Genomic DNA, 23,703 nt, shown 5'->3' on the forward strand with positions numbered 1-23,703 from the left:
CACGGCCGCCACGACAGCAGCGGCCCGCAACCGGACCGCCCGGCACCCGGACCATCACGGCACGGGAACCCCTCGATAAAAAAACAGCACGGACGGTTTGTCAATGTCGTGATGGACATCCCGCCGCCGCGAGCGCACAGATCCGGCCAACTCTGACGAGCGCGCCGAGCAGCCGGCCCGCCCGACCCCGTCGGCAGGGCTGGCAGGGCTGGCAGGGCTGGCAGGGCTGGCAGGGCTGGCAGGGCTGGCAGGGCTGGCAGGGCTGGCAGGGTCGACTCAACCTGCCCGGCGCGGCTTGGCCGCACGCGCCCGCCCATCCGGCCGGCTCGGTTCAGCTCGGCCCAGCCACCCCGGTAAGGCCGTCCTCCCGGCCAGGTCGCGGTGGCCGTGGCCGGCACGGCTGTCGCCAGGACGCAGGAGGGCGTCCGCCCGGGCGGGTGCGGGTCAGGGGAACTGGCTGGTACGGGCTACCGGGGGCGGGCTGCCGGGGGGCGCACTGGGGTGCGGGGTGCCGGGATCGGAGGGAGCGGGGGGCTGGGGTGAGGGGTGTCCGGGCCGGAAGGCGGGGCGCGGGGCGGGTATTCGGGGCATCGGGTGCCGGGGATGGAAGCGGGGGCGCCGGTCCCGGTCTTCGCCGCTCAGCAGGCCCGGTCCGGCGGATGGGCACCCCCGGGGAGACCGAAGGCAGCCGTGCACGGGCGGCGGCCACCGTAAGTGCGCTGCCGCCCTGGCCGCAGGCCGGGCCGTCAGCCGTCAGCGACCGACCCGACGACAACGGCCGGCCCGACGACAGAGGGAAAGCGGGCCCGGCAGAGAAGCGCGCGGCGGCAAGAAGGGGGCCGCCCGGGGCCGAGGGGGCGCGGAAAAAAGGGGCGGCCAGTCTTCCCGGAGGCGCGGGAAAATGCCGGTGGCATCGAGACCGACACGCGGTGCTACCGCGACACGGTCAGGCGGCGGCAGCCGGACCCAGGCACCCCACGAACCGCGCCGGCCATACCGCGGCCCACGCGCCGAACCCTCGAAACCCGCCGCCGCGCCGCACATGCCGCTGCCCGAGGCGGATGGTGCCCGCGCCGACCGCGCCACGGCACCCTCACCGCGCCCCTTGGCGCAACCCACCCCGCCCCGCCCGGCCCTGCGGCCACCCACCCGCCGCCCGCCACAGCACGGACACCTCCACGCACGACACCCGGGCCACACCGACACCGAGCCGGAAACCGGCCCGCAGCACCCCACCCCTCACGCAACCACCCGGCCGGACACCGCCTCACGCGGCCAGATGCCACACAGCCCCCGCAACCCCACCCCACCCCACACCCACCCGCTCGTTCGCTCACGCAGGGGTGCGCGCCGCCGACTCCCCCGCCACGCCCACCGGCACCGGCCCCCGCCACACACTTCCCCGCGCTGCCCCCTCCGCGGAGAGCTCACGGCGCTCCACCACCCCCGGCACCGGTCACCGCCAGGAGCCCGACGGCACCCTCGGCCGGCGAAACCCTCCACCCCACCGTCCGGCCCAGAACCTCCCGGCCGTACGCCCCCGCATCCGCATCCGCATCCGTGCGACACCCCCGCGCGGCCCCCGCCACACCTCACCGCACACGCCCGCACCCGTGCACACGCCCACACCCGTACTGGGCACGCCCACCGGCCTCCAGTGCCGGGCACCACCCCGGCACCAACGGCCACGGGCCCACCGCCGCACCCTGCACCGGCACCCCCGCACCCGGACTCCGCACCGCAGACAACAGCCACAGGTGCCGGCCCGCTGGCCCGCCGGACGGGACGGACCCGGCCGCGGCACGGCGCGCCGTCGACACGGAAGCCGAACCCGCCCCCGCCCAGGAACCATCCGGCCCCGGCGCGCAACTGCCCGGCACGACCCGGCCAGCCGATCCCGAACACCACCTCACCCAGGACCGCGGCGCCGGGCGGCGAACTCCCGCACAACGCGCACCGGCACGTACGCGACCACCCACCCACACCCACAGACCACCGCACCGCTGCGCAGCGCAGCCGGGGCGCGGGCACGGGAGGCGCGCCGGTGCCCGTGCGGCGGCGCGTCCCGCCGGCGCAGGCCCGGACGCCCACGCCGGCAGCCGTCAGGGCAGGCCGCCGGAAACCCTCCACGGCACGCGCCCCCTCCCCCACGGGCCGCCCTGGCACGGCACAGCACAGCGCGGCACGGGCCAGCCCGTGCCGCGCGACACCACGCCACCCGCCCTGTTCCGCCCGACTCCAGCCCGTCACAAAAAACCGCACGCGTGGTTTACATAAACGGGTCAGAGACGGACCCGCCGAACCGGCCACATCCATACGGTCCCCGGGACTGTCACCGCCAGGCGCGGGGAGGCCGGTAGGCCGCGGCCGTCCGTTCCGGGCTCCACACATCCCCCGCCTCCGGCCCGGCGCCGCTCCCCTCGCCGGCCTCCTCCCCGCGGGCGGCCAGCACCGCGCACAGCACGGCGCACAGCGCCGCCAGCTCCTCCCTGCTCGCCCGCCCGCGCTCCACCCGGAAAACACTCTCCACGCTGCTCACCCGGCCCGCACCCCCTTCATCCCGACGTGCGGCCACCCTGCACCCGCGCCCTGGAAAACCACTGACGCCCCGCTCGAGAACCACCCCGCCAAGCCCCCCGCGGACCCGGCCCGGACCGGCCCCGGGCACGGTCCGCACCCCACCCCCGCGCACCCGGCGCCGGGCGGGCACGGCGGGGCGCGCGGGGGGCTCGGCGGGGCGGTGACGGCGGGGTGCGGGCACGGTTTCGGCCACCCGGCGCGGAGCGGGTTCTTCCACATCCCGTGCCCCCGGAAGCTCCGATACCCCTAGAAAGAAAACCGAGTGGTATGTATCTTCTGGTCTCGGAAGCACCGCGCCACCGCACGGCACGGCACCACCCCGCACCCCCGCACCACCGCACGGCACCGCGCTGCCGCACGCCCGCACACCCGTAACGCCGCACGGCACCGCCCCGCACGAGCACGGCACCGCACGGCACGGCACGGCACGGCACGGCACGGCACAGCCCCGCACAGCACGCACGGCATCACCTGTCCCGCCGCACCACCCCGCACCCCGCACCGCTTCCTGCCCCACCCCGGTCCGGCGGGGCGGCAGGAAGCCGGGGAGGCGGAAGCACCCCACCCTCAACACGCCTGTTCTGTTCTGTTTCGTCCCGATCCCGGTACAAGGGGGAACCATGTCTACGCACACGTTCCAGGCCCACCGCCCGGCCCTCACCACCGCCGCACCCGCCCCGGCCGCCGGCAGCCCGGCCGCCGCCCCGGCCCCGCTGACCGCGGCCGCCCCCCGCACCCCCGGCGCCGCCGCGTCCGCCGCGGGCGGGGTGCCGGCGGGCCGGGACGCCTACGCCCACCTGTCGCTGACCCGGACCGTGCCCAAGGAGTTCGTCCACCGCGCCTCGGTCGCCGAGGTCCTGCTCACCGACTGGCAGCGCACCGGCGAGGACCGCTTCACCGTCAGCGCCCAGTGGCCCCGCGGCCACTCCTTCTTCACCCCCATCGCCGGCTACCACGACCCCCTCATCGCCGCCGAAACGATCCGCCAGAGCGGCCTCCTGCTCGCCCACACCGAATACGGCGTCCCCCTCGACCACAGCTTCGTCATGCACGACCTCAGCATCGCCCTCGACCCCGCCCACCTCCGCGTCGGCACCGCCCCCGCCGCCCTCACCATCGACGTCACCTGCTCCGACATCACCCGCCGCCGCGGCCGCGCCGCCTCCCTGCGCTACACCAGCACCCTGCGCCGCGACGGCCACGTCCTCGCCCGCGCCGACGCCTCCTGCACCTGCACACCCCCCGCCGTCTACCAGCGCCTGCGCGGCAACCGCACCCACACCACCCCCCTCCCGCTCACCGCACCCACCGCACCCCAGACCGTCGGCCGCACCTCCCCCACCGACGTCGTCCTCACCCCCACCCCCCACCCCCACACCTGGCAACTACGCACCGACACCCGCCACCCCGTCCTCTTCGACCACCCCGTCGACCACATCCCCGGCATGGTCCTCCTCGAAGCCGCCCGCCAGGCCACCACCGCCCACCTCGGCCACCCCACCCTCCCCCTCACCCTCACCACCACCTTCACCAACTACGCCGAACTCGACACCCCCTGCCACCTCCAAACCCACACCACCACCCCCACCACCCCCGGCCACCACACCACCCACATCACCTGCCACCAAAACAACCACCCCGTCTTCCACACCACCATCACCACCACCACCCCCTAACCACCCCACACACCCCCACACCCCGGCACCCCGCACCACCCGGCAGGCCCGACCCACCCGCACCCGCCCCACACACCAACCCCAGCCCCGGCAGCACACGGCACCCCACGGCCGGACACCCCCACACCGCCCCGCCAGTCACCGCACAACCACACAGCTGAACAGCTCACGGCTCACGGCTCACGGCTCACGGGAAGACCCGGCCCACGGCCGGGACAAGACACCCCCGCCCCCACCCCGCCGGGCCCCACCCGGCCACACCGGACAGTCCGCCGCCCCGGACACACCGACGGCCAACACGACACACCCCAGGACTTCCCCACCCGCACCACCGCACCCCGGCCACGCGGCGCACCGGGGCTCCGCGGCCACGCCGCCACACCCCCGGCCAGCACGCCACCGAGCCAAGAACCGGCCACAAGGGACGCGAGTGAATACACAGCAGCCCCGGCGGTCTCCGTCACCGTCCACAGCTCCGACCGCCCCAACGCCTCCCGCAGATCCGCCGCGGACAGCACCGGCAGCGGTCCGGGAATCGAACCCGGCCACCGCCCGACCGGCGGCTGCCCGGTCCCCGCATGCACCGTCGGCAACAGACCCTCTCCACCCACGCCGTGAAAAGCCTGTTCCACCCGGCAAGACCGGCCGGTCCCTGACGGGGCGGAAGAAGCGCTCGACTGTCCCCCTGGAGTCCTCAGCCGAGGCCGGGATCATCGGCTTCTTCGAGAAGGCGGACGGCAGGGCCGTCGGCGGATCAGTACCCGCCGGCGTCGTCGCTGTCGGTAAACGGCTCGGCAAGACGCTGGGCGAGGTCGTCCTGCCAGCGCTGGGCCCAGTGCCGCAGCTCCGTGATACGTGCGGGCTCCAGACCATAGGCCTCGAACTCGGCATCGCTCACCCACGCCACCGATTCCAGGCGATCGTGCAGCTCCTGGACGTCGAACTCCTCAGGACGGCGTGCCCCCAGCGCCTCCAGTTCACCAGTGCTGAACTGCCCGGACGCCGCATGCACATCGATCACATCGCGCGGCAGCCCGCGGTCCCCCAGCGCCCGCACCTTGGTCGCAATGAGGTCCTCCAGGGCGATGACCGGGCCGAGTCCCAGCACCACCGGTGGCTGCCAGAGCACCTCCTTGAGGAGGTCGACTTCGCAGGACTGCCCGCTGTCGGGGTCGGTAGCCAGGAAGCGCGCCTTAAGAGGCGCGGCATGCAGCGCGGAGACCCGCCAGCCGCGCGCACTCAATCCCTGCGTCAGGCGGTCGGCGATCTGCGGCAGCGCGGCGGGATGGGTCGTCGCGAAGTCGAGATCCTGGCTGGGGCGATGAACGATGCCATGCGCCTGGACCGCATAACCGCCCATGAGTGCGAGCCCGTAGGGGCGGCCCAGGTCGAAGATGTCGATAAGGAGCCGCCGGTGGTGCGCCGGGAGAACCGGCAGCCCCTGGTCGTTCACGCCGCGGCCCGGCCGGTGCGCGGACGCAACGGGGGGAAGGCGTCCTCCCACGCCGTGCGAACACCACGGCCGACCATTTTCCGCAGCCGTGGCCAGTGCGCGACCAGAAGGCCGCCGTCCAGAAACTGAAGGTAGTCCTCGCGCAGACCGGCGGCCAAAACAATGCGGTACATGCCCAAAAGCAGCTTCTCATCACCCAAATCGAACGTGCGCAGCCCCGACCAGGCAAGATGCAACGGCAGATCCACCAGGCCGCGCGTGGGGCCGGCCAACTCGGCCAGGCTCGACGGCAACTGGCCCGAGGCCGGACCCCAACGGGAAGGCGCGGACACCTCACGCCCTGCAGTGTGCTCGTGCCCGGGACCGTATGCATCCATGGCACAACGATAGGGGCTTACACCCCGGGCCAGACGCAGCAGCAAAACGGGCAGGAACCACAGGCCACACGCGCACAGCCGACCAGCCCCCACATCACCGCCCTCTGCACCGAGGAACCGGCCCCGCCAAAACCAACCACACACACATGCGCGCAAAACGCCCTAAACGAGAACTATTTGAAGCCCGCCACAGAAACCCGGCCCCACCCCCGCCCCCTCACACCCGCACCCGCACCCGCACCCGCACCCGGTACAAGCCCCGAACACCCGCCCACAGCCCCGCAACCGATCACCGCACACCCCCCACCCCGCCCCACCAAACCCCGTAGACTATACGAACTGGACGGTATTTTTAACCCACCCCGCGGACCCCCACCCGCAACGAAAGAAGCCACCCCATGCCACAACCCAAACAAGACCGCGCCATCCGCACCCGCCACACCATCCTCATGGCAGCCGCCACCGTCTTCGAAGAACGCGGCTACCAAGCCGCCACCATCAGCGAAATCCTCACCACCGCCAACGTCACCAAAGGCGCCCTCTACTTCCACTTCAAATCAAAAGAACAACTCGCCCAAGGCGTCCTCGCCGGACAAGACCAAAACCTCACCGTCCCCCCACAACCCTGCAAAACCCAAGAACTCATCGACACCACCATGCTCCACGCCCACCGCCTCCAAACCGACCCCCTCGTCCGCGCCGGCGTCCGCCTCACCCTCGACCAACGCGCCGACGGACTCGACCGCACCGCCCCCTTCCACCACTGGACCACCATCGTCACCAACCTCCTCACCCAAGCCCAACAACAAGGCGAACTCCTCCCCCACGTCAACCCCCAAGAAACCGCCCAAATCCTCGTCGGCGCCTTCGCCGGCATCCAAGCCATGTCCCAAGCCACCACCAACTACCAAAACCTCCCCACCACCATCACCGCCCTCCTCAAACACACCCTCCCCACCATCACCCACCCCGCCACCCTCACCACCCTCAACCTCACCCCCAACATCACCCACCTCACACACGGAGAAACAGGCGGAGAAAACGACGAAGAAGACGGACAACGCAACAACAGCAAAAACACAGAAACCGAAACAGAAACCACACCGACGGGGGCAAAGGAAAAAGCAGCAACCCACTAACCGATCGTTTCAGAATGATGTCGGTCCGCCTCGGCTCGGCGTGTGACTACCCACGCTCTACCTGGGCGCGCCAGAGCGCTTGATGGCCCGTGTGGCACTGAGGTGTTTTCATCCTGATGCGGCTGCGAGGTGCAGAGTGAGCACGGCCTTGACGATCGCGGTGATGCGGTTGGTGCTGCAGCGCAACTTCCGCAGCAGGCGCCAGCTCTTGAGCGTGGCCATGGCCTGCTCACCGACGCAGCGGATCTTGGCGTGGGTGGTGTTGTGGCGTCGTTGCCACCGCTTGAGGCGTCGCCCCTTGAACGGGACTCGAACGTTCTCAGCCGCACTCTGATACGCCTTATCGGCCCAGCACTTGAGGCCGGCCTCGCCAAGAGCGTCAATGATTCCGTGCTCGCGTGCCGCCGTCAGGTCATGTGTCGCGAAGGGCAGTGCGGGCGACGCCCACAGCAGCCGTCCGAACGGATCGGTCAGCACCTGAACGTTCATACCGTGATGCCGCTTCTTACCGGAGTAGTAGGCCCGGTCGGCGGCGATCCGGTTGATCGGCAGCACGGTGCCGTCCAGGATCACGTACGCCTTCGAACGGGCCATCACCATTGCCTTGTTGAGCGTGGGCGCAAGCGCGGCCAGAACGTCGATTGCCTCGCGGACGTAGCGGTACACGGTGGCAATCCCGATGCCGAACCCCACCGCGAGCTGCGCATACGTGTCGCCAGACCGCAGATGCGCCAAGGCGAGCAGGGCCTGGCGTCGGGGAGTCAGCCTCCGCCACCGACTGCCTATCTCCCGACGTCGCGCCGCCAGCACCCGACTCAAGTGACGCAGGTGCACGGTGGACAGATCGATGGCTGACGGATAGACAAGCACACGGAGCTCCTGGAACGACGGTTCATCTTGGTCGACAACTCGTCTACCAGGAGCTTCGACGTTCCACAGGCCCGTCCAACTCCGAGTCACCCTGGGCAGGTTGGAAGGCGCTCAGTGAGCTTCTTCAGCGTTGTCTCTCCAGCGTGAGGATGGCCTTGGCGATTGACGTCATCCGATTCGAGCTGCACCGGGACCTGCGGAAGATGCGCCAGGACTTCAGGCGGGCGACGCCTCGCTCGACCGGCGCTCGTGCAGAGTCCAGTGCCCGGTTGAGGGTCGTCTCGGTGGGGGTGAGTTTCTGCAGGGGCTTGCGTTTGATGCCGGTGGTCAGCCACGGGCCGCCGCCTTGGTAGGCGAGATCGGCCAGGATGGGCACGCCCTGGCGCTCGCAGATACGGATGATCCGGTGGCTCCGGGCCGCGGTTAGGTCATGAGTCCGGCCCGGCAGAGCGGGTGAGAGCCACAGCAGCCGGCCATCGGGGTCGGTGACGACCTGCACCTTCACGCCGTGGCGCCGGTGTTTGTGGGAATATTCGGCCCGTCCGTCGCCGACCCGGTCGCACTCGGCGAGGGTGCCGTCCAGGAGGAAGAAGTCCGCCATGGTCTCGCGCAGGACCTTCAGCAGACCCGGTGCCCGGCCGGTGAGCAGGTCGACGACCTGGCTGGTGTAGGCGTGGGCGGTGGACTCGCTGATCCCCAACCCGGCAGCGATCTTTGCCAGGGTGGTGTGTTCGCGCAGGTACACCAGTGCCACCATCGCGCGTTGCGGCGGTCGCCCTCACGAGTGACGATCAGCATCGTCACCCACTCCACGAGCGCATGCGGCAGGTCGAGTGCGGCAGGATGGATGACCAACGAGGCCCCCGAGCAACGTGATTGAGACGTCAGACATCTCGATCAACAGCCCGGGAACCTCGCTCGTTGCGCTTCACCGGCCATCACCTGATCGGTGACCAACTCGAAGAAGCTCATTGAAAACACCGGCAGTTAGATTCCCAGCCCGGGGAAGGATCAATACACCTGTGCCACCGCCACGGTGATAGTTTGCGCAACCACTTCCACGCGCATGGGCCCTTCGATGATTAGCCATGCGACGTCCGGAGTTCCAGGCGGCCGGGGACCCAATCCAGTCAGGCCGTCGGGCCAGGAGCGGTGGCCTCCAGCAATGTGTTTCAATCGAATCTCGTCCACGAAAGCGGCGTCTGGTTCGAGGAAATGCTCGATGCTCGCGTGTACGACTTTTGTGAGTGACACCACGACGTCCGGAGCCGTTGGGCCGAGGCGCAGATGGATATCAACGCTACCGTCAGTCGGTGCAGTGTCGACCAGTACTCGATCCAGAAAATAGCCTTCGACTCGGGCCAGGATATCTGCGGCCCGACGACAGACATCCGCGAACTCGCTATTTGCAGCCGCCAAGGTTCTCTCCTGTGTCGTGTGACTGTGTCCTGTTGCCCGTCTGGTCCCAGCGTATTGTGTAGTTCCGTTGGTTCGGCCCAGGATCCACCGTCGATGAGCGCGAGACCCGGCCGTCGCCCAGACGGATGGTTACCTTACTTCCGTCGGTTGCCCGGTACGTCGCGTATTTGTCTGATATCGCCTGCAGGTCGAATCCGCGAGACGTGAGAACGCCATCGGCTTCCGTCTGCGTTAGACCCGTCAGATCCGGCACTCGGGCGACATCCGGCGCGCCGTTGTCGTTGTGCACAAGTACCGGTATGGATCCGGCCAGTACATAGTAGGTGTGGATGTCGCCGACGGTCAGATTGTAAACGGTGGCGGACTGTGTCCATCGGTCGACATCGGTGATGTGGATGACGGCGTCAGCTGATGTGTCGAGTCGTTCTCCAACCGCCAAGCCTGTGGCGTTGACCCAGCCACCAAGTTCGGGAACCCAGAAGGGATGCCCGGCAGTGGCTGTGACCGATGCGCTCTTCTTCTTACCTTCGACTTCGATGGAAAGAGTGATTCTGACCAGGTTCTTCAGACCCTTGCCGCTGATCTTGGCCGTGACCGCCTTGACTTCAGTGCGGCCAGTAGTGGGATCCGTGGCGAGAACCTTGTCCCCGATCTTCACATCCTCGATGGGCTTAGTCGTGCCGTCCGCCATCAGGACCTGAGTGCCGGGAATGAAACTGTTGCAGGGCTTCGAGGTTCCGGCAGCCCCACCCAGATAAGCCAGTACGGCCGTGCTGAACATGTCCCGGATAGCGTTGCCACGGGCGACGGCTGCGGCTTTGTCGCTGCATTCCTCGGCGTTGTAGACGCAGTAGGTGGCCGCGATCTCCTTGGCCTTCTCGACGTCCTTGCCGCCGTGGAGTACGTAAAGGTAGGCCTGACGGCATCCCTCGCGGCCGTAGCAGGCACTTCCTTCGTCGGCGGACTCGTATACCGGGTTGTACCAGAAGTCGTCTGTGAACTCCCCGTTCATCCTGGGCGACCAGTACTGGTCCGCGAGTTTGTCGATATCGTTCGTGACCGGGGTGTTGGCCTGCACCCATTGCTTCTTCGCGGCTTGAGATCGCTTGTAGATCCTGCCGCGGTGGTAGTCGACCGTGCCGGACCTGTCGTCGTAGCCGACTTCCTTCTTGGTCTCCTTGCTGCACCTGCTGATGTCGTACTGGCAGGAGTTCGGCTTGGAGCCGATCTCCGTGCCCGCCGGGTCGGAATAGGTCAGCGGGTTGTTGTTGGCGTAGCTGTAGCCGTGCATCTGCTGCGGGTCGCCGGCCGTGAAGACCGGGTCGACCGAGAGGAAGCGGCCGGTCGCGGGGTCGTACTCGCGCGCTCCAAGGTGAGTGAGCGCGGTGGTGGTGTCGGTGGTGCCGCCCACGAAACCCTTGGTACCGATCCAGTTGGTGGGCGTGGTTCCGCGCAGGCCGCCGAAGGGCAAGGTGCGGCGTTGGGTCAGGGCCTGGGTGTTGGCGTTGACGGACAGTTGGGCGGTGCCGTGGTGGTCGGCGAGAGTGAAGGAGAGTGTTCCGTCGTTGGACTGGACGGCCTGGTGGCCGCCGCCGATGTCGAAGTAGCGGGTGCCCTTCGCGCTGGTGGCCCCGTTTGCGAGGGTGATCTCCGTGTCGCCGAGGTAGAGCGTAGTCTCCGTGGGGGTGCGGCCGATCAGACGGGAGCCGTCCGCGTCGTACAGGTACTCGGTGACTTTGTCACTGCCGCCCTCGACTGGCTGGGTGACCTTGGAGAGATGGCCTTCGATGTCCCAGTCCAGGGTCTGGGAGGTGCCGTTGCCCAGTTGCCGGGTGTGGGTGTAGCCCCCGGTGTCATAGCCGAAGCTGTCGGTGGATTTCACCGTGCCGGTGGTGGTGTCGACCGAGTTCAGCTTGTGCGGCTGGGCTGTGCCCGGATCGGGGTAGTGGTAGCTCCGCTCGGTGCCCGAGGCGCCGCTGGTGGTGGCGTGCTGGGTCTCGGTGAGGCGGTTGCCGACCTTGTCGTAGGAGTAGGAGGTCCAGTAAGGGGCCGGGCCGCCGAGTGCGCTGGTGGTGGGGGTGGTGGTGCAGCTGGTGGTCTGCTGTGCCCAGGCCTCGGTCAGTCGGCGGAGGTAGTCGTAGCTGAAGCACTGGTTGTCCGTGCCGGAGCGGGAGGTGTCCGAGACGGAGAGGACATTGCCGGCTTCGTCGTAGGTGTAGGTGTTGTTCTGGTCGGATCCCGTCACGTCCTGGCGTCCCACCGCCGAGGTCGCCAGCCGTTGGGTACCCCACTGGTACGTGTTGTTCTCGTACGTGGTCTTTCCGCCGTTCGCGGACATCACGTACTGCAGTGGTTTGCCGGTGTAGCTGTAGCTGGTGGTCGCGGTCAGGTTGAGCGGGCCACTGACCTTGATGGGCCGCTGAGTGCCGTCTTCGTAGGTGTAAGTGACGGTGTTGGCAGCAAGGTCACCGGCCTTGGGATAGCCGACGCCCTGAACTGTGCCTGAGGCGTTGTAGGTGGTCGTCGTCAGGTAGGTGCCCTGCAGGGCACCTTCTGTCGAGGGGATGGTCACCGAGGTGCGCAGCGGCCGGTAGAGGCGGTCGTAGGCCACGACGTTCGACTTGTACTCCTGGCCGCCGCTGAAGCGGGAGCTGGAGGTGAGATGGCCCTTGGCGCCGCTGATCGTGTCGTAGACCCACTTGGCGCGCAGCGTTCCGGTGGAGGAGTTCTCCCGCAGTTCGGTCTCTCGTCCCAGACCGTCGTAGGTGTGCGCCAGAACGGTGCCGCGGGCGTCTTTGGCCGTGGTCAGCAGGGAGCGGTCGTCGTACTCGTTGTGGCCGGCTCCCTTGTCCGGGTCGGTGGTGTCGGTGAGCCGGCCCATCAGGTCGTACGTCCAGGTCCAGTCGTTGCCTGCCGGGTCGGTGACGTTGGTCAGCTCACCCCGGGGGCTGTAACCGTAGGTGGTGGTGTCGTAGGGGGCCTCGGGGACTCGAGCATGGAGCAGGCGCAGTTCGCTGGTGCGGCCGCGGGCGTCGGTGACGGTGGTCTGTGCGGTGCCGCCCACCGGCGGGATGACGGTGGTGGTGTTGCCGTCGTAGATGGTCTTCGTGATCCCGAGGACGGTGCCGCCGTCACCGTTTCCTGCGATCTGCCGCAGCTCGGTCTCGCGGCCCAGGCCGTCGTAGGTGTGCCGGTTCTGCGTCTCCACGCTGAGCGCCTTCTCGGGCTTCAGGAGCGTGGTCGAGGGTGCGTCGGTGATGTAGTAGGTCGCGAACTCCTTGGTGACCAGGCCGCGTTCGTCGTAGAAGGTGTCCGCGAGCAGTGCTCCGCCGGCCGGGCCGGGGGCCTGTGTCTGCCGGGTGCGCAGGAAGCCGTCGTAGAGGGTGTACGAGGTGTCCTGGGCACCTGAGTTACCGATGGTTTTGGTGGACACCACGACCGGCTGGCCTTCGGTGATGGTGTAGCCGAACTCGTAGCTGGGGGTCTGGCCGGTGGTCCGGTCCGCCTGCCACACCTTGGTGGTGCGTCCCAGCGCGTCGTAGGCGTGGGTGACGGACTTGCCGTTGGTGTCGGTCTCCGTGAGCGGCAGGCCGCGCAGGGTGTCGTAGGCGGTGGTGGACGTCTGCGCGGTTGTGGTGTCTCCGGCCGTGGCGGGCGGGGTGGTCACAGTGCTGCTCGTTGGGAAGCCTGTGGTCGGCGTGTATGCGGTGGTGGTGGTGCGGCCGTCGGTGCGGGCGGACCGCGTCAGCGTGCCCGCGGAGGTGACCGTCACGCCGGCGGTCAGATCGGTGGTGGTCAGCGCCCGGCCGTAGCCGTCGAATGTGGAGCCGGACTCGAGGTAGACCGCGCTGGAGCCGGTGTACGTCTTGAGTTTGGCGGTCCTGGTGGCGTCACCCTTAGTGGCCGCGGCGCCGTATGCCCCACCGTCGTAGGCGGTCCGGACGTCGGACATCACGTCGGCCGGTCGGCTGGTTGCGGCGTCGCACGCCTTGGCTACCGTCTCCACCCGTGCGGGCGCGCCGACGGGGATGCTGCCGGAGACGTAGGTGGTGCGGGTGCACTGGTCGTCGGCGGCGGTCGTGGTGTCGCCGAGGTCGTTGGTCTGCGTGACCAGGCCGGTGGTGGTGTCGTGAGTGTCTGCCGTCGAGGTGATCTGCCACTTGGTGCCCGCGCCGTCGTCCAGCGAGGTCCAGGACTTGGTGGAGGCGTTGCCTGTCAGATTGGCGGTCACGGTGCCCCAGGTGCGGACCTTTTTCGCGGTCTGCTGGTACCAGGGCCGGTTCACGGATTTGGCCAGCACCTTGCCGCCAGGGCCGGAGTAGGTGACGGTCTTGTAGGCGAATCCGGCCTGCGACTCGTGATCGGTGATGGCGTCGCCCTCACCGGAGGCGAGGTCGACCGAGACGCTCCTGGTGGCGCCGGAGGCGTTCTTTCGGTCGCCGTCCATGCCGCGCAGGAAGTACGAGTCCTCCTGCGACTTCATCGCCAAGGCTCCGCCCTGACCTCCGGTGCGGACCCGGACGTGTCCGTAACCACGCCACTGCGACCAGGTCTTGGACTTCTCCTTGGTCATCCCGTCGTCATCGTCGTAGTGCCAGGCCGCGCCGTCCAGGTAGTCGTACATGGTGACCTGGTCGGGCGATCCGCCGGTGCGATCGGTCGAGGTGACGGTGGCGACCACGTATTTGTTGAACCACTGCAGGACGGGGTCGTCGCTGGTGCTGCCGCCTATGTACTGCGGGAAGCATCGGGTTGTATTGGTCTCGGGTGTGGGGAGCGCGGCGAAGTCGCATTCCGAGGCCGAGTAGCCGACGTCGATCTGGCCGCCCGACTCGTCGGCGACGGTGGACAGCCGGGACTTGATGAACGGGGCGAAGCCGTCGCCGGTCTTGTCCAGCCGGTTGGCGAGTTGTGTGTAGGCGAGGGTGACCTTAGGCAGGGTGATGGACGTGCCGCCGGTGCCGTAACCGGTGCGCTGAACGGAGTCCAGGAGCAGTTGGTAGTCGGTGTCGGCCATGCCCCACCGGTGGGTGAGTTTCCAGCCGTCGACATTGCTGTAGGACCCGGACACCAGGACCTGGGTGGTGACGGAGGTCAACCGGTTGCGGGTGAAGAACACCGGGGCGAATCGGCCGTTGTCGCAGTCGGTGCCTGCGGTGCAGTTCAGGTCCCACGGAGTGTCGTACCAGTACTGGGCGTCCGTGGAGATGGACGAGCAGGTGGTCGAGCTGTCCGGGATGCACCGCTCGCTGCTGGTGAAGTCGACCTTGGCGAGTGCCTTCGCCGAGTACATGGCCGTGCTCTTGAGGCCGTACTCGATCCGGTCAATCGTCCCGCCGCGCACGTACGGGGTGTCGTCCGCAGCGGTCAGGTTGCGGCCGTAGGAGTTGGTCTCCTTGTCGTAGTAGTACGCGACCGCGTCGCCGTGTGGGTCCACGACGTAGTCCAGGTTCCAACGCCAGCCCTGCTGGCACCAGGACGCCGCGAACGTCGACGCGTGGCACTGGTCGTCGGCGTCGTTACCGAAGACCGGCACCGTCCAGGCCGAGTCGGTGGTCTCGTTGCCGCTGACCCAGCCCGGCAGCCGGTTGTAGCCGAAGTAGTACTGGGTACCGTCGGGAGTGGTCACCCTCCAGTACTCGTCGTTGCGTGCGCCGTTGGACCGCACGTCGGAGGAGGTGCCGTAGATCCGGTCGATCTTCGTGCCGTCGTCGTTCTGGAGCTTGAAGGAGTTGGTGCCGTTCGGTACCAGTTCTCCGCCCGAACCGTTCAGCGAAAGTGTGGCGTTGTCGTACGCCCAGCACAGATCGCCCGGCTTGTTCCCGTCGGCGTTGGTGACTCCGTCGTCCGCGCAGCTTTTGTAGGTGCGCTCGATGAAGCCGGGAGCGAGGTCGAAGCCGTCGCCGACCCACGATGCCTGGTTGTTGGTGTTTCCGGAACGGCCGTCGACACCGCCGGAGGAGTACGACAGCCCGACCTCTGGAGTCAGGCCTCCGGGCACCTGCGGCACCGGCATGTCGTACGCCCAGGAGAAGGAGCCGCTGCTCAGATCGGTGTTCCAGGTCGACGAGGCGGCCAGGGAGGTGGCTTTGAAGTCACCTCTGTCGCCGCTCGCTGAGGCGGTCGCGGCCAGCACGGTCGTCGCGCTCGCGCTCAGGGCGACCGATTCCGTGGTCAGGGTCTGCTTGGCGGCGTCGTTGACGGTCGGCACCGGCTCGGCGGTACGGCACTGCTTCTTCTGCGGGGTGGTCAGCGCGCACGGCGGCAGCTGGACCAGGGTCAGACGGGAGGCGTATCCGCCGCCGTACAGGTCGGCGAAGGAGGAGTAGTCCAGGTCGGCGTGGGCCTTTCCGGCCCGCTGAGCGGCGTCCTTGCGGGGGGTCAAAGCGAAGACCGGACCGTCGACACCGGTCCTCCGTGAGTCCGCGCGCGTCAGCGTGCGCACCGTGAAGGTGCCGGTGGCCGCGTCCGACCGGTGCTTTGTGCGCAAGGTGAGCGGCAACTTCTTTACTGGAGAAGAGGCTCGGCTGAGCGTCATTTCCGCAGTGTTCGTCTTCGGCCAACTGGTGGCCGGTGCCTCGGTTGGTGTCCGGGGGCCCTTCGTCGTCTTGCGGGGCACGGCCTTGCCCACTGGGACACTGGGGACGGGGGACTCGGCCTGCGGCACAGCGGGCATGTGCCAGCCTTCGGCGACAGCGGGGACCCCTGCCGTCTGGAGCAGTGTCGCGGTCATGACGACGGCGGTGATGACGGCCATCCTGCGCCACGGCCGTGTCGTTCTGGAGCGGTGTCTGATCCTCATACGCGTTCGTCTTCCTCCCGTTGAGTGCCCGCGGGCAGCGGGGAACCGCGCACGACGCGGTGAAGGGTGTGGCCGGGGACGGGCCATCCGCTCGCGGCGGCCCGTTTCCGGCGGGTTGCGCTGGTCAGTCGCCGCTGGGGACGGAGGTCTCCACGCCGGGGTTGCCGACGGCGAGGTGGTCGATCTGTGTCTCGGTCAGTGCGCCCTGGAAGACCCAGACGTCGGAGAGCGAGCCGGGGAAATACTGGCCGGGCGTGGTGCCTACGGTGTCGCGGCCGAGCTGCAGGGTCTTGGTGGCCTTGTAGATCAGGACGGTGTCGGTCCAGGAGACGGTGTCGGTGCAGCTCGCGTCGTCCTGGACGCCGTCCTCGTCGGCGTCGGCGCAGGCGGTCTCTTGGAGCTCCCCGTTGACGTAGAGGCGGATCTCTCTGGAGAAGCCGTCGTAGACGAGTGCCACGTGGTTCCAGTCGGTGGGGCTGTAGAACATGCCGTTGCCGGTGTCGGATACGGCGGCCGAGGCACTGTCGGCATCTGCGGTGGTGATCCGCCAGCGGCCCGGATCGGTGGCAGGGGTGGCGCTGGGCTCGTAGCGCACCGCGAACGCGCTCCTCGCAGCTCCGGGGGCGCTGATGACGGTGACTGGACCGGTCGGGACGGCCGCCGTCTGGACGAAGGCGCTGACGGTGAAGCTGCCGCTGGTGTCGACTGGCACCACGGAAGCCGCGGCGTATTGGTTGGTACCGTTGAGGACGAGGGCACCGTCGACCCAGCCGGAGCCTGTGGTGGCGCCGTTGTAGAGGGTCATGGCGTTGCCCGAAGTCGAGGCGTCGGGCGAGGTCAGTGGGCTGCCGCTGGACGTCTCGAACTTCCAGCGCCCCTTGACCACGGCCCGCTGCTTGAACAACTGCTGCACCTCGCCTGCGGATACGGGTCTGTCGAAGAGCCGCACGTCGTCGATCTGTCCGGGGAAGAAGGAGGTCGCGGCCCCCTCGAACGAGCTGGCACCAATCTGTACCGCCCCGCCCGCGTACCAGGTCGAGGGCAGCGCGACTGTGCCGGCCAGGCTCCCGTTGACATACAGCGAGAGGGTGTCCGCTTCCGTGTCCTGCACGCCGACCAGATGCGTCCACTCACCGCCGTACGCGGTGGTTCCCGTGGGCTGCATGGCCCGTACCACCGTGGAGTCGGCGGTGTCGGCGCTGTGCTGGTTGAACACCCAGCGGTCGTAGGAGCTCGAGTAGTACAGCTCCGGTCCCGTCACCGCGGTTCCGCTCTGGGCGGCGACGGTCGCCGCGTGGGCAGGTTTCGTCTTCGGCAGTTTCACCCAGGCTGACACGGCGAAGCTGTAGGAGGTGTTAATGTGCGGGCCGCCGGTGGTGGCGTAGTCGTCGGTTCCGTCCAGGGTCAGCGCATTGCCGTCCACACCGGCCGAACCGGTCGCGGCACCCCCCTTGAGGACCGCGGGATTCACGTCGGCCGCGCCCTTCAGGGCGGGCGCGCCGGCATCGTCGTCCATGTGGAAGACCATGCGGGCGGGCCGGCCGCCGCCGATCGAGTTCGAGCTGTAGAGCCCCGCGATCTCTGCCGCTGACAGCGGCTTCTCGAAGGTCTTCACCTCGTCGATGACGCCGGGGAAAGGCGAGGCAGGGGTGGACGCTCCGTCAAGGAAGCTGCCGCCGATGATCATGCCGCGGCGTGCGTTCCAGGGTGTGCTGTAGGCCGCGGTCCCGGCCAGGGCGCCGTTGACGTACAGCTTCAGCAGATTCTCACCGGCTGAATAGATGCCGACCAGATGCGTCCACTCCCCCGCTTTGACCCCGCCAGCGGCGGCCTGCATGGCGCGGACAGGGGTGCCGCTGGAACTGTCGGAGCTGTACTGGTTGAACACCCAGCGGTCATAGCCCTTGGAGTAGTACAGCTCGAACCCCGGTGCGTGGTTTCCTCGTTGGGAAACCGCGACGGCCGCTCCGGTCGGCATGGCGGAGAGTTTCACCCACGCGGACACCGAGAAGCTGATGTCGGTGTTGACAGTGGCTATGTCAGTGGCGGCGTAGTCGTCTACGCCGTCGAACTGCACCGCCGTGCCGAACTTCCCCTCGGTCTTCGGCGTCGGACCGTTGTAGAGGGTGGCCGACTGCTGAGGTGCGCTGCCGGCCACCGCGGTGGCGCCGGCCCCCTCGTCCATGGACCAGTCGGCTCGCTCCCGTTGTCCCGCCTTGACGCGGAACTGGTAGGTGCGGATCTCGGAGCCGTTTCCAGCGGCGTCGAAGGAGCGTGCGGTGAAGGTGTTGAGGCCGGGCTTGAGCGGGAGGACAGGTACGGTCCTGGCGGCTCCGCCGGAGGTGGTGACGGTGTTGGTGGAGACCGGGTCGTTGTTGATGCCGAACCAGTACTTGGTCACGTCGGACACGGCACCGGTGACCACGAAGTCGCCGTACTGACCCACCCCGTCGTACCAGGGGTCGTCGGGATCCTCGGGGTTCATGGCCGGGTAGATGGCGGAGGAGATGGTCGGCGCCTTGGGCACGCTCGTGTCGTACACGAAGTAGCAGGCGGTGGGATCACCCGAGTACGACCACGGCGAGTACTGGGCGCCGTCGTAGGAACGGACGTACCAGTTCACCGTCTTGTTGGCGGGAAGAGAAGACGGGAGGGCGATCGCGAAGTCCGAGCCGGACTTCTTCGCCGTCGTCCGTCCGGACTTCCAGCGGGTGACCACTCCCTTGCCGTCGCCGGTGTCCCAACTCGCCCAGAACTCGACGGCTACGGAGTCGCCGTCTGGGTCGGTGACGTTGTTCGCGTAGATCTTGCCCCGGGTGCTGACTCGCGCGGCTGCGGACGGCTTCTTGCACGAGCCGCCGTACTCCATGGTCAGTTGCGACATCTTGACCTGCGGGGGCGGGCGGTTGTACTGCACGCGCAAATAGGCGTCGTCGGAGAACCGCTTCCATCCGTACTCGTCGGTCTCGCTGGCAGCTTTCAGACCGAAGGTCATCGTCGACCACTTCTTGTCTGCCGCCTCCTGCACTGCGGACTTCACGTCGAACTCCGCGTCCCTCGCGGCGCAGCCGGTGAACCCGTAGGCGAAAGACGCCGTCTTGAGGCGGTCGATCCAAAAGCCGCTCGCGTTCTGCGAGTTCCAAGTCGTCGACGAGGAGATGTCCTTGGTGCGCCACAGCTCCACGCTGCGCGCCGAGCAGGACGCCGACCAGGTGTTGCGGACCACGAACTCCGCCTGCAGCACACTACGGCCCGCGAACTTCGAGGTCGGGACGCGATAGAAGAGCCGCTTGGTGTCGTACGGCGCGCAGTATGACCAGTAGCAGTAGCCCATACCCGCGTCCGAGTCGCCGTTGAACTTCCACTGCGGCGACGACGCCCAGTACTTGGAGGCCATCGTCCAAGCCGTGGCCTTCGGGGAGTACCACTGAGGGTCGATGAACACGGGATACACCGTGTCCTTGCCACGCAGCACGTCGCTGTCGGGAGTGAGCACCAGAGCGTTCTGCCCGGCGGGAACATCCACGCCGACCGGAGCCATGTTGGCGGACTCGGATGCCACGGTCTGGGAGGAACGCTTCGCGGTCCCAGCGGCAGCAGCACCGGTACCGGTGGCGGACTGCTTGGTGGCGGTGCCGGCCGGTGCCTGGCTGCTGGAGTCCCACATCATGGGCCGAGGGGCCTCGAAGACGGCGCTTCCCGCACCCTCGTCTAGTGCTGCGACACCGCCCTCTGCGGTCTCCTCCACCCGCATGCCATCGGCAACCAGCTTCAGACGCAGTTCGCTCAGCTCCGAACTCGTCGCGGCTTCAGCCGACTTGACGACCAAGAGCTGGGTGAAGCCGTCCTGCTGAGCTTCCATCTCCAAGTCGACGTCGGGCAGTACGTCCGGATAGGTGACGGTGTTGCCGTTCAGCTTCGGCGCCGGCAGTACCCTGGGCCAGGACAGTGCCAGCTCACGGCCGCTCTTCGTCATCCGCACCAGCGGATCCGACCCTCCACCGGAGAATGCCAGATCCACGGTCGTGGCCTTCGGCGTCACCTCTCCGTTCGCCCGCTTCACGAGGGTGGTGTCGATGTCCTGCCACTTGCCATCGACTCGAGTCCGCACCGGGCGTAGATGCTCGCGGTCCTCCAGGTTCCCCTCCGGGGTGGCATACACCTCACTGCTCTCCCCGCGTCGGGAGACGATCTCGACGGGCTTGCCGGTTCGTACGGCCTCGGCCAGAGCACGAGTTTCCTCGCTCGCCTCGTGCTCCACGCCGTCGTCGGCCGCCGCACCGTCCGCGTCCACACCGGCAACCTGCGCGGCCGGACCGCCGGCTAGCTCCTCGGTCACAGCCGTGGCGTCGTTGACCGCACCCGCCGCCAACACCACTACCGCGACTAGCATCGCGCCAGCTCTGCGCCTTCGAAGCCCGCCCCCGTACAACGTCACGTGAACTCCCCCCGGATGAACATGAGTTGAACCGTCACCCACCGCGCTCGGCCGGATGATCAGACCGCAACATAAGCCATCCACAGCTTTCTTACCAGAGACTCACAAATGGACATGAGTTACAAAAAGGGGCGTAAGTCCAAACTCATCGCGTGGCACATTTCACAAAAGTGCGCGGAGTCCGCCACAACCCAACGCCCTGTCGTGAGACCAGCGATACATCTGCTGCGGTAGCACCCGCCTGTACGGCCGCGGGCCCCAGTCACAGCTTCGGGCCGAGGCCGTCGGCACGAGACCCCGTGCGTGGCCGCGACTCGGTTGCCGAGCTGTGCGCACCATGGCCCGCTACCGTCCGGGGGATCGCGGTAGGTGCTGCCAGCGTGGGGCGCAACGGGGCATTAAGAACTCCGAACGAAATGAGATGAAGGATGGCCTCCGGTCGGGCGAAGATCGCTCAGTACTCGCTGACGGAAGAGGACGGCTATGGGCGACAGCGCCCCGAAAGAGCTCATCTCGCTCGCCGATGACGAGGGCAACAGCGTCTCGGTCAACGTTCTGGGGCGCAGCCCCATCTGGACCGCCGGGCTCGACGCAGAGATCGTCGTCAAGACACCCTTCGTGTCCGGCCGAATCGACCTAGTAGTGCTTCGTTAGGTTCTGGGTCTGCTGGTTTTGAGGGGGTGGCCGCAGGTGCTGCAGGTGCCGGTCCAGCACCTCAGCAGGTCTTGGAGTGCGTCGAGGGTCTGGTAGAGGCTCGGGGAGGTGCCTCGACTTTTGGGTCGAGCCTGCGGAGGGTGAGGAATGCCTGCGCGGCGGTGACGAGGGTGACGTGGTGGTGCCAGCCGCGCCAGGTTCGGCCTTCGAAGTGGTCGAGCCCGAGGCCGTGTTTGAGCTCGCGGTAGTCGTGTTCGATCCGCCAGCGCATCTTCGCCCACCGCACCAGGTCAGCGATCGGCGTGTCAGACGGCAGGTTCGATATCCAGTAGTCCGTCGGGGTGTCCTGGCCGTCCGGCCATTCGACCAGGAGGGTTTGGGTGGGCAGGACGCCGTCCCACTGGCTGCGGCCCCCGCCCGCCTCCTGAGCTGCGGCCAGAGACTGTTTGCCCGCGGGCCGCACCGTCAGCACCGTGAATCGTGAGGTCATCGCGCCCTTGCTGCCCTGCCTCCAGGTCACTTCGGAGAATCGCTCCGCACCCGCCTCCGCCGCGAGGGTGGAGAGGGCTCGCGGCGGGGTGCGGTAGCGGGGAAGGGTGGGCGGCCCGAGCCCGCCATAAGCGGGCTGGTGCGGCCGGGCATCCTCCGGATGAGCGACTTCCTTCCCGCTCAGGGCCAGGACGTAGGGCAGCCCTCGCTCCTGGAGACCGAGCCGGAACGGTGTGCTGACGCCGTAGCCGGCATCAGCGACCACGACCGGCGCCTCCACCTGCCACTTGGCGAGTGTGTCCAGCAGGCCGAGCGCGAGACGCCACTTCTCCCGGTGCACCACGTCCTCGGGGACGCCTGCCCTGCGGCAGCGCTCGGGCTCGTCCGTCCACTCCCGCGGCAGATACAACTGCCACTCCAACGGACACGAGGCGGTGTCGGTGGCGGCATGGACACTGACTGCGACCTGGCAGTTCGCCCGTTTGCCGACCGCTCCGCAGTACTGGCGGGCCACCCCGACCGAGGCTGTGCCGCACTTGGGGAACGACACATCGTCGATCACCCACACCTCGGGCCTGACGGCTTGGGACAGCCGCTCGGCGATCCGCTGCCTGACCGGCAGCGGATCCCACGGCGACTGGTTCACGAACTGCTGCAGGGCTTGCATGTTCCCGTCCGGCAGACGCCCGGCCATCGGCTGGATCGACTTGCGCCGACCCTCCAGCATCAGGCCTCGCAGATAATACTCACCCTTGGCCCGCTGATCCGTACGCGGCACCGAGGCGAAGACATCCGCCACGAACATCGCCAACGCCGCCCGTAATCGGTTCACTTCATGTGCATCCACACAACCAACATGCTCTTGATCAGCATCAACGAACAGACCTAACGAAGCACTACTAGGGTCCGTCTTCAAAGATCATTGAGTGGTGGATCATGGTCGGGTGATACGCCGCCATGAACTCACCGACCTGGAGTGGGAGTTACTTGCTCCTCTCATACCGCGTGCCGCGACGGGACGACCGCGCGTGCCAGACCGGCAGGTCATCAACGGGATGGTCTACAAGATCCGGACCGGGGTCTCCTGGCGTGACCTGCCGGAACGCTACGGGCCGTGGCAGACGGTCTACACCCGCTTTCGCCGCTACGCGTTGGACGGCGTGTTCACCCGGGCACTCCAGCAGATCCAGGCCGACGCGGACGCTGTCGGCGACATCGACTGGCTCGTCCAGATCGACTCCACCATCGTCCGCGCCCACCAACACTCGGCCGCCACCGGCCGAAAAGGGGATCAGCCGGCCGGACGAACCGGACGATCACGCCCTCGGCCGATCCCGAGGCGGACTGACCACCAAAATCCACCTCGCCTGCGACGGCCGCGGCAGGCCCCTGGCCGTCCTGCTGACACCCGGACAACGCCACGACAGCACCTGCGCGCGTCCCCTCCTGGAACGCATTCGCGTCCCGCGTATGGGACTGGGCCGACCCCGTTGCAGACCCGACCAGGTCGTCGCCGACAAGGCTTACAGCTCTCGTGGTTTCCGCGCCTACCTGCGCAAACGCGGAATTGCATGCACCATCCCGGAAAAGACCGACCAGAAGCGTCACCGCCACAATCGCGGCTACCGAGGAGGCCGGCCACCCGCTTTCGACCGCCAGCTCTACCGTCGGCGCAACGTCGTCGAGCGCTGCTTCAACCAGCTCAAGGGCTTCCGCGGCATCGCCACCAGATACGACAAGACCGCCACCTCCTACGAGGCAGCGGTCAATCTCGCGTCATTCCTACTCTGGGCAAGATCCGTTTGA

12 protein-coding genes and 1 pseudogene are annotated in these 23,703 nt (G+C 68.0%); 4 read left to right on the forward strand and 9 right to left on the reverse strand.

Annotation, left to right across the window (positions count from 1 at the left end):
- Positions 1-2,332 precede the first annotated feature (2,332 nt).
- Positions 2,333-2,530 carry an acyl-CoA carboxylase epsilon subunit gene (locus OHT77_RS00305; RefSeq protein WP_328825824.1) on the reverse strand — a complete coding sequence of 66 codons (198 nt, stop codon included), beginning with the start codon at positions 2,528-2,530 and terminating at the stop codon, positions 2,333-2,335.
- A 670-nt stretch (positions 2,531-3,200) separates the two neighbouring features.
- Here OHT77_RS00305 and OHT77_RS00310 point away from each other — a divergent pair.
- Positions 3,201-4,256: a ScbA/BarX family gamma-butyrolactone biosynthesis protein gene (locus OHT77_RS00310; RefSeq protein ID WP_328825826.1), complete on the forward strand. Its 1,056-nt coding sequence runs from the start codon at positions 3,201-3,203 to the stop codon at positions 4,254-4,256.
- Positions 4,257-5,010: 754 nt separating this feature from the next.
- On the opposite strand, the gene OHT77_RS00315 is transcribed toward OHT77_RS00310, so the two are convergent.
- Together OHT77_RS00315 and OHT77_RS00320 are read right to left on the reverse strand one after the other, a co-directional pair.
- Positions 5,011-5,709: a nucleotidyl transferase AbiEii/AbiGii toxin family protein gene (locus tag OHT77_RS00315; protein WP_443047869.1), complete on the reverse strand. Its 699-nt coding sequence runs from the start codon at positions 5,707-5,709 to the stop codon at positions 5,011-5,013.
- The gene (locus OHT77_RS00320) at positions 5,706-6,086 is read right to left on the reverse strand and encodes a hypothetical protein (protein WP_328825827.1); all 381 of its coding nucleotides are present in this window, start codon (positions 6,084-6,086) and stop codon (positions 5,706-5,708) included. The genes OHT77_RS00315 and OHT77_RS00320 overlap by 4 nt, the downstream gene beginning before the upstream one ends.
- Positions 6,087-6,484: 398 nt before the next feature.
- Between OHT77_RS00320 and OHT77_RS00325 the strand changes: the two genes are divergently transcribed.
- Positions 6,485-7,225, forward strand: a complete 741-nt coding sequence (locus OHT77_RS00325) for a ScbR family autoregulator-binding transcription factor (RefSeq protein ID WP_328825828.1) — start codon at positions 6,485-6,487, stop codon at positions 7,223-7,225.
- Between the two features lie 108 nt (positions 7,226-7,333).
- Here the strand turns inward: OHT77_RS00325 and OHT77_RS00330 are convergent, their stop codons facing one another.
- The 5 genes and pseudogenes from OHT77_RS00330 to OHT77_RS00350 form a co-directional block, all read right to left on the reverse strand.
- Entirely contained in the window at positions 7,334-8,095 is a 762-nt protein-coding gene (locus tag OHT77_RS00330) for a transposase family protein (protein WP_328825829.1), read from the reverse strand.
- Between the two features lie 124 nt (positions 8,096-8,219).
- Positions 8,220-8,950: pseudogene (locus tag OHT77_RS00335) on the reverse strand (transposase family protein).
- A gap of 156 nt (positions 8,951-9,106) precedes the next feature.
- Positions 9,107-9,514: a hypothetical protein gene (locus OHT77_RS00340; RefSeq protein WP_328825830.1), complete on the reverse strand. Its 408-nt coding sequence runs from the start codon at positions 9,512-9,514 to the stop codon at positions 9,107-9,109.
- Positions 9,498-16,271, reverse strand: coding sequence for a polymorphic toxin-type HINT domain-containing protein (locus OHT77_RS00345; RefSeq protein WP_443048190.1), 6,774 nt, complete (start codon positions 16,269-16,271; stop codon positions 9,498-9,500). Before OHT77_RS00345 ends, OHT77_RS00340 begins: the two co-directional genes overlap by 17 nt.
- Positions 16,272-16,440: 169 nt before the next feature.
- Positions 16,441-20,709: a LamG-like jellyroll fold domain-containing protein gene (locus OHT77_RS00350; protein WP_328825832.1), complete on the reverse strand. Its 4,269-nt coding sequence runs from the start codon at positions 20,707-20,709 to the stop codon at positions 16,441-16,443.
- 528 nt (positions 20,710-21,237) lie between these two features.
- Here OHT77_RS00350 and OHT77_RS00355 point away from each other — a divergent pair.
- Positions 21,238-21,408, forward strand: coding sequence for a DUF5959 family protein (locus OHT77_RS00355; RefSeq protein WP_328825833.1), 171 nt, complete (start codon positions 21,238-21,240; stop codon positions 21,406-21,408).
- A gap of 61 nt (positions 21,409-21,469) precedes the next feature.
- Here OHT77_RS00355 and OHT77_RS00360 read toward each other — a convergent pair whose 3' ends face one another.
- A complete protein-coding gene (locus OHT77_RS00360; protein WP_328825834.1) occupies positions 21,470-22,744 on the reverse strand; it encodes an IS701 family transposase in 1,275 nt (424 codons plus the stop codon).
- A 97-nt stretch (positions 22,745-22,841) separates the two neighbouring features.
- On the opposite strand from OHT77_RS00360, the gene OHT77_RS00365 reads away from it, so the two are divergent.
- A protein-coding gene (locus tag OHT77_RS00365; RefSeq protein WP_443047871.1) for an IS5 family transposase occupies positions 22,842-23,703 on the forward strand; the annotation gives its coding sequence in 2 pieces (ribosomal slippage) (positions 22,842-23,207 and positions 23,209-23,703; 861 coding nt in all).

The organism is Streptomyces sp. NBC_00252 (genome assembly GCF_036187565.1).
Classification (GTDB): domain Bacteria; phylum Actinomycetota; class Actinomycetes; order Streptomycetales; family Streptomycetaceae; genus Streptomyces.

What these genes read in the sequence shown, in the direction of transcription:
- OHT77_RS00310 (WP_328825826.1), top strand. Translation starts at nt 3,201, where the DNA reads ATGTCTACGCACACGTTCCAGGCCCACCGCCCGGCCCTCACCACCGCC.
- OHT77_RS00320 (WP_328825827.1), bottom strand. Translation starts at nt 6,086, where the DNA reads ATGGATGCATACGGTCCCGGGCACGAGCACACTGCAGGGCGTGAGGTG.
- OHT77_RS00325 (WP_328825828.1), top strand. Translation starts at nt 6,485, where the DNA reads ATGCCACAACCCAAACAAGACCGCGCCATCCGCACCCGCCACACCATC.
- OHT77_RS00345 (WP_443048190.1), bottom strand. Translation starts at nt 16,271, where the DNA reads ATGGCCGTCATCACCGCCGTCGTCATGACCGCGACACTGCTCCAGACG.
- OHT77_RS00350 (WP_328825832.1), bottom strand. Translation starts at nt 20,709, where the DNA reads ATGCTAGTCGCGGTAGTGGTGTTGGCGGCGGGTGCGGTCAACGACGCC.
- OHT77_RS00355 (WP_328825833.1), top strand. Translation starts at nt 21,238, where the DNA reads ATGGGCGACAGCGCCCCGAAAGAGCTCATCTCGCTCGCCGATGACGAG.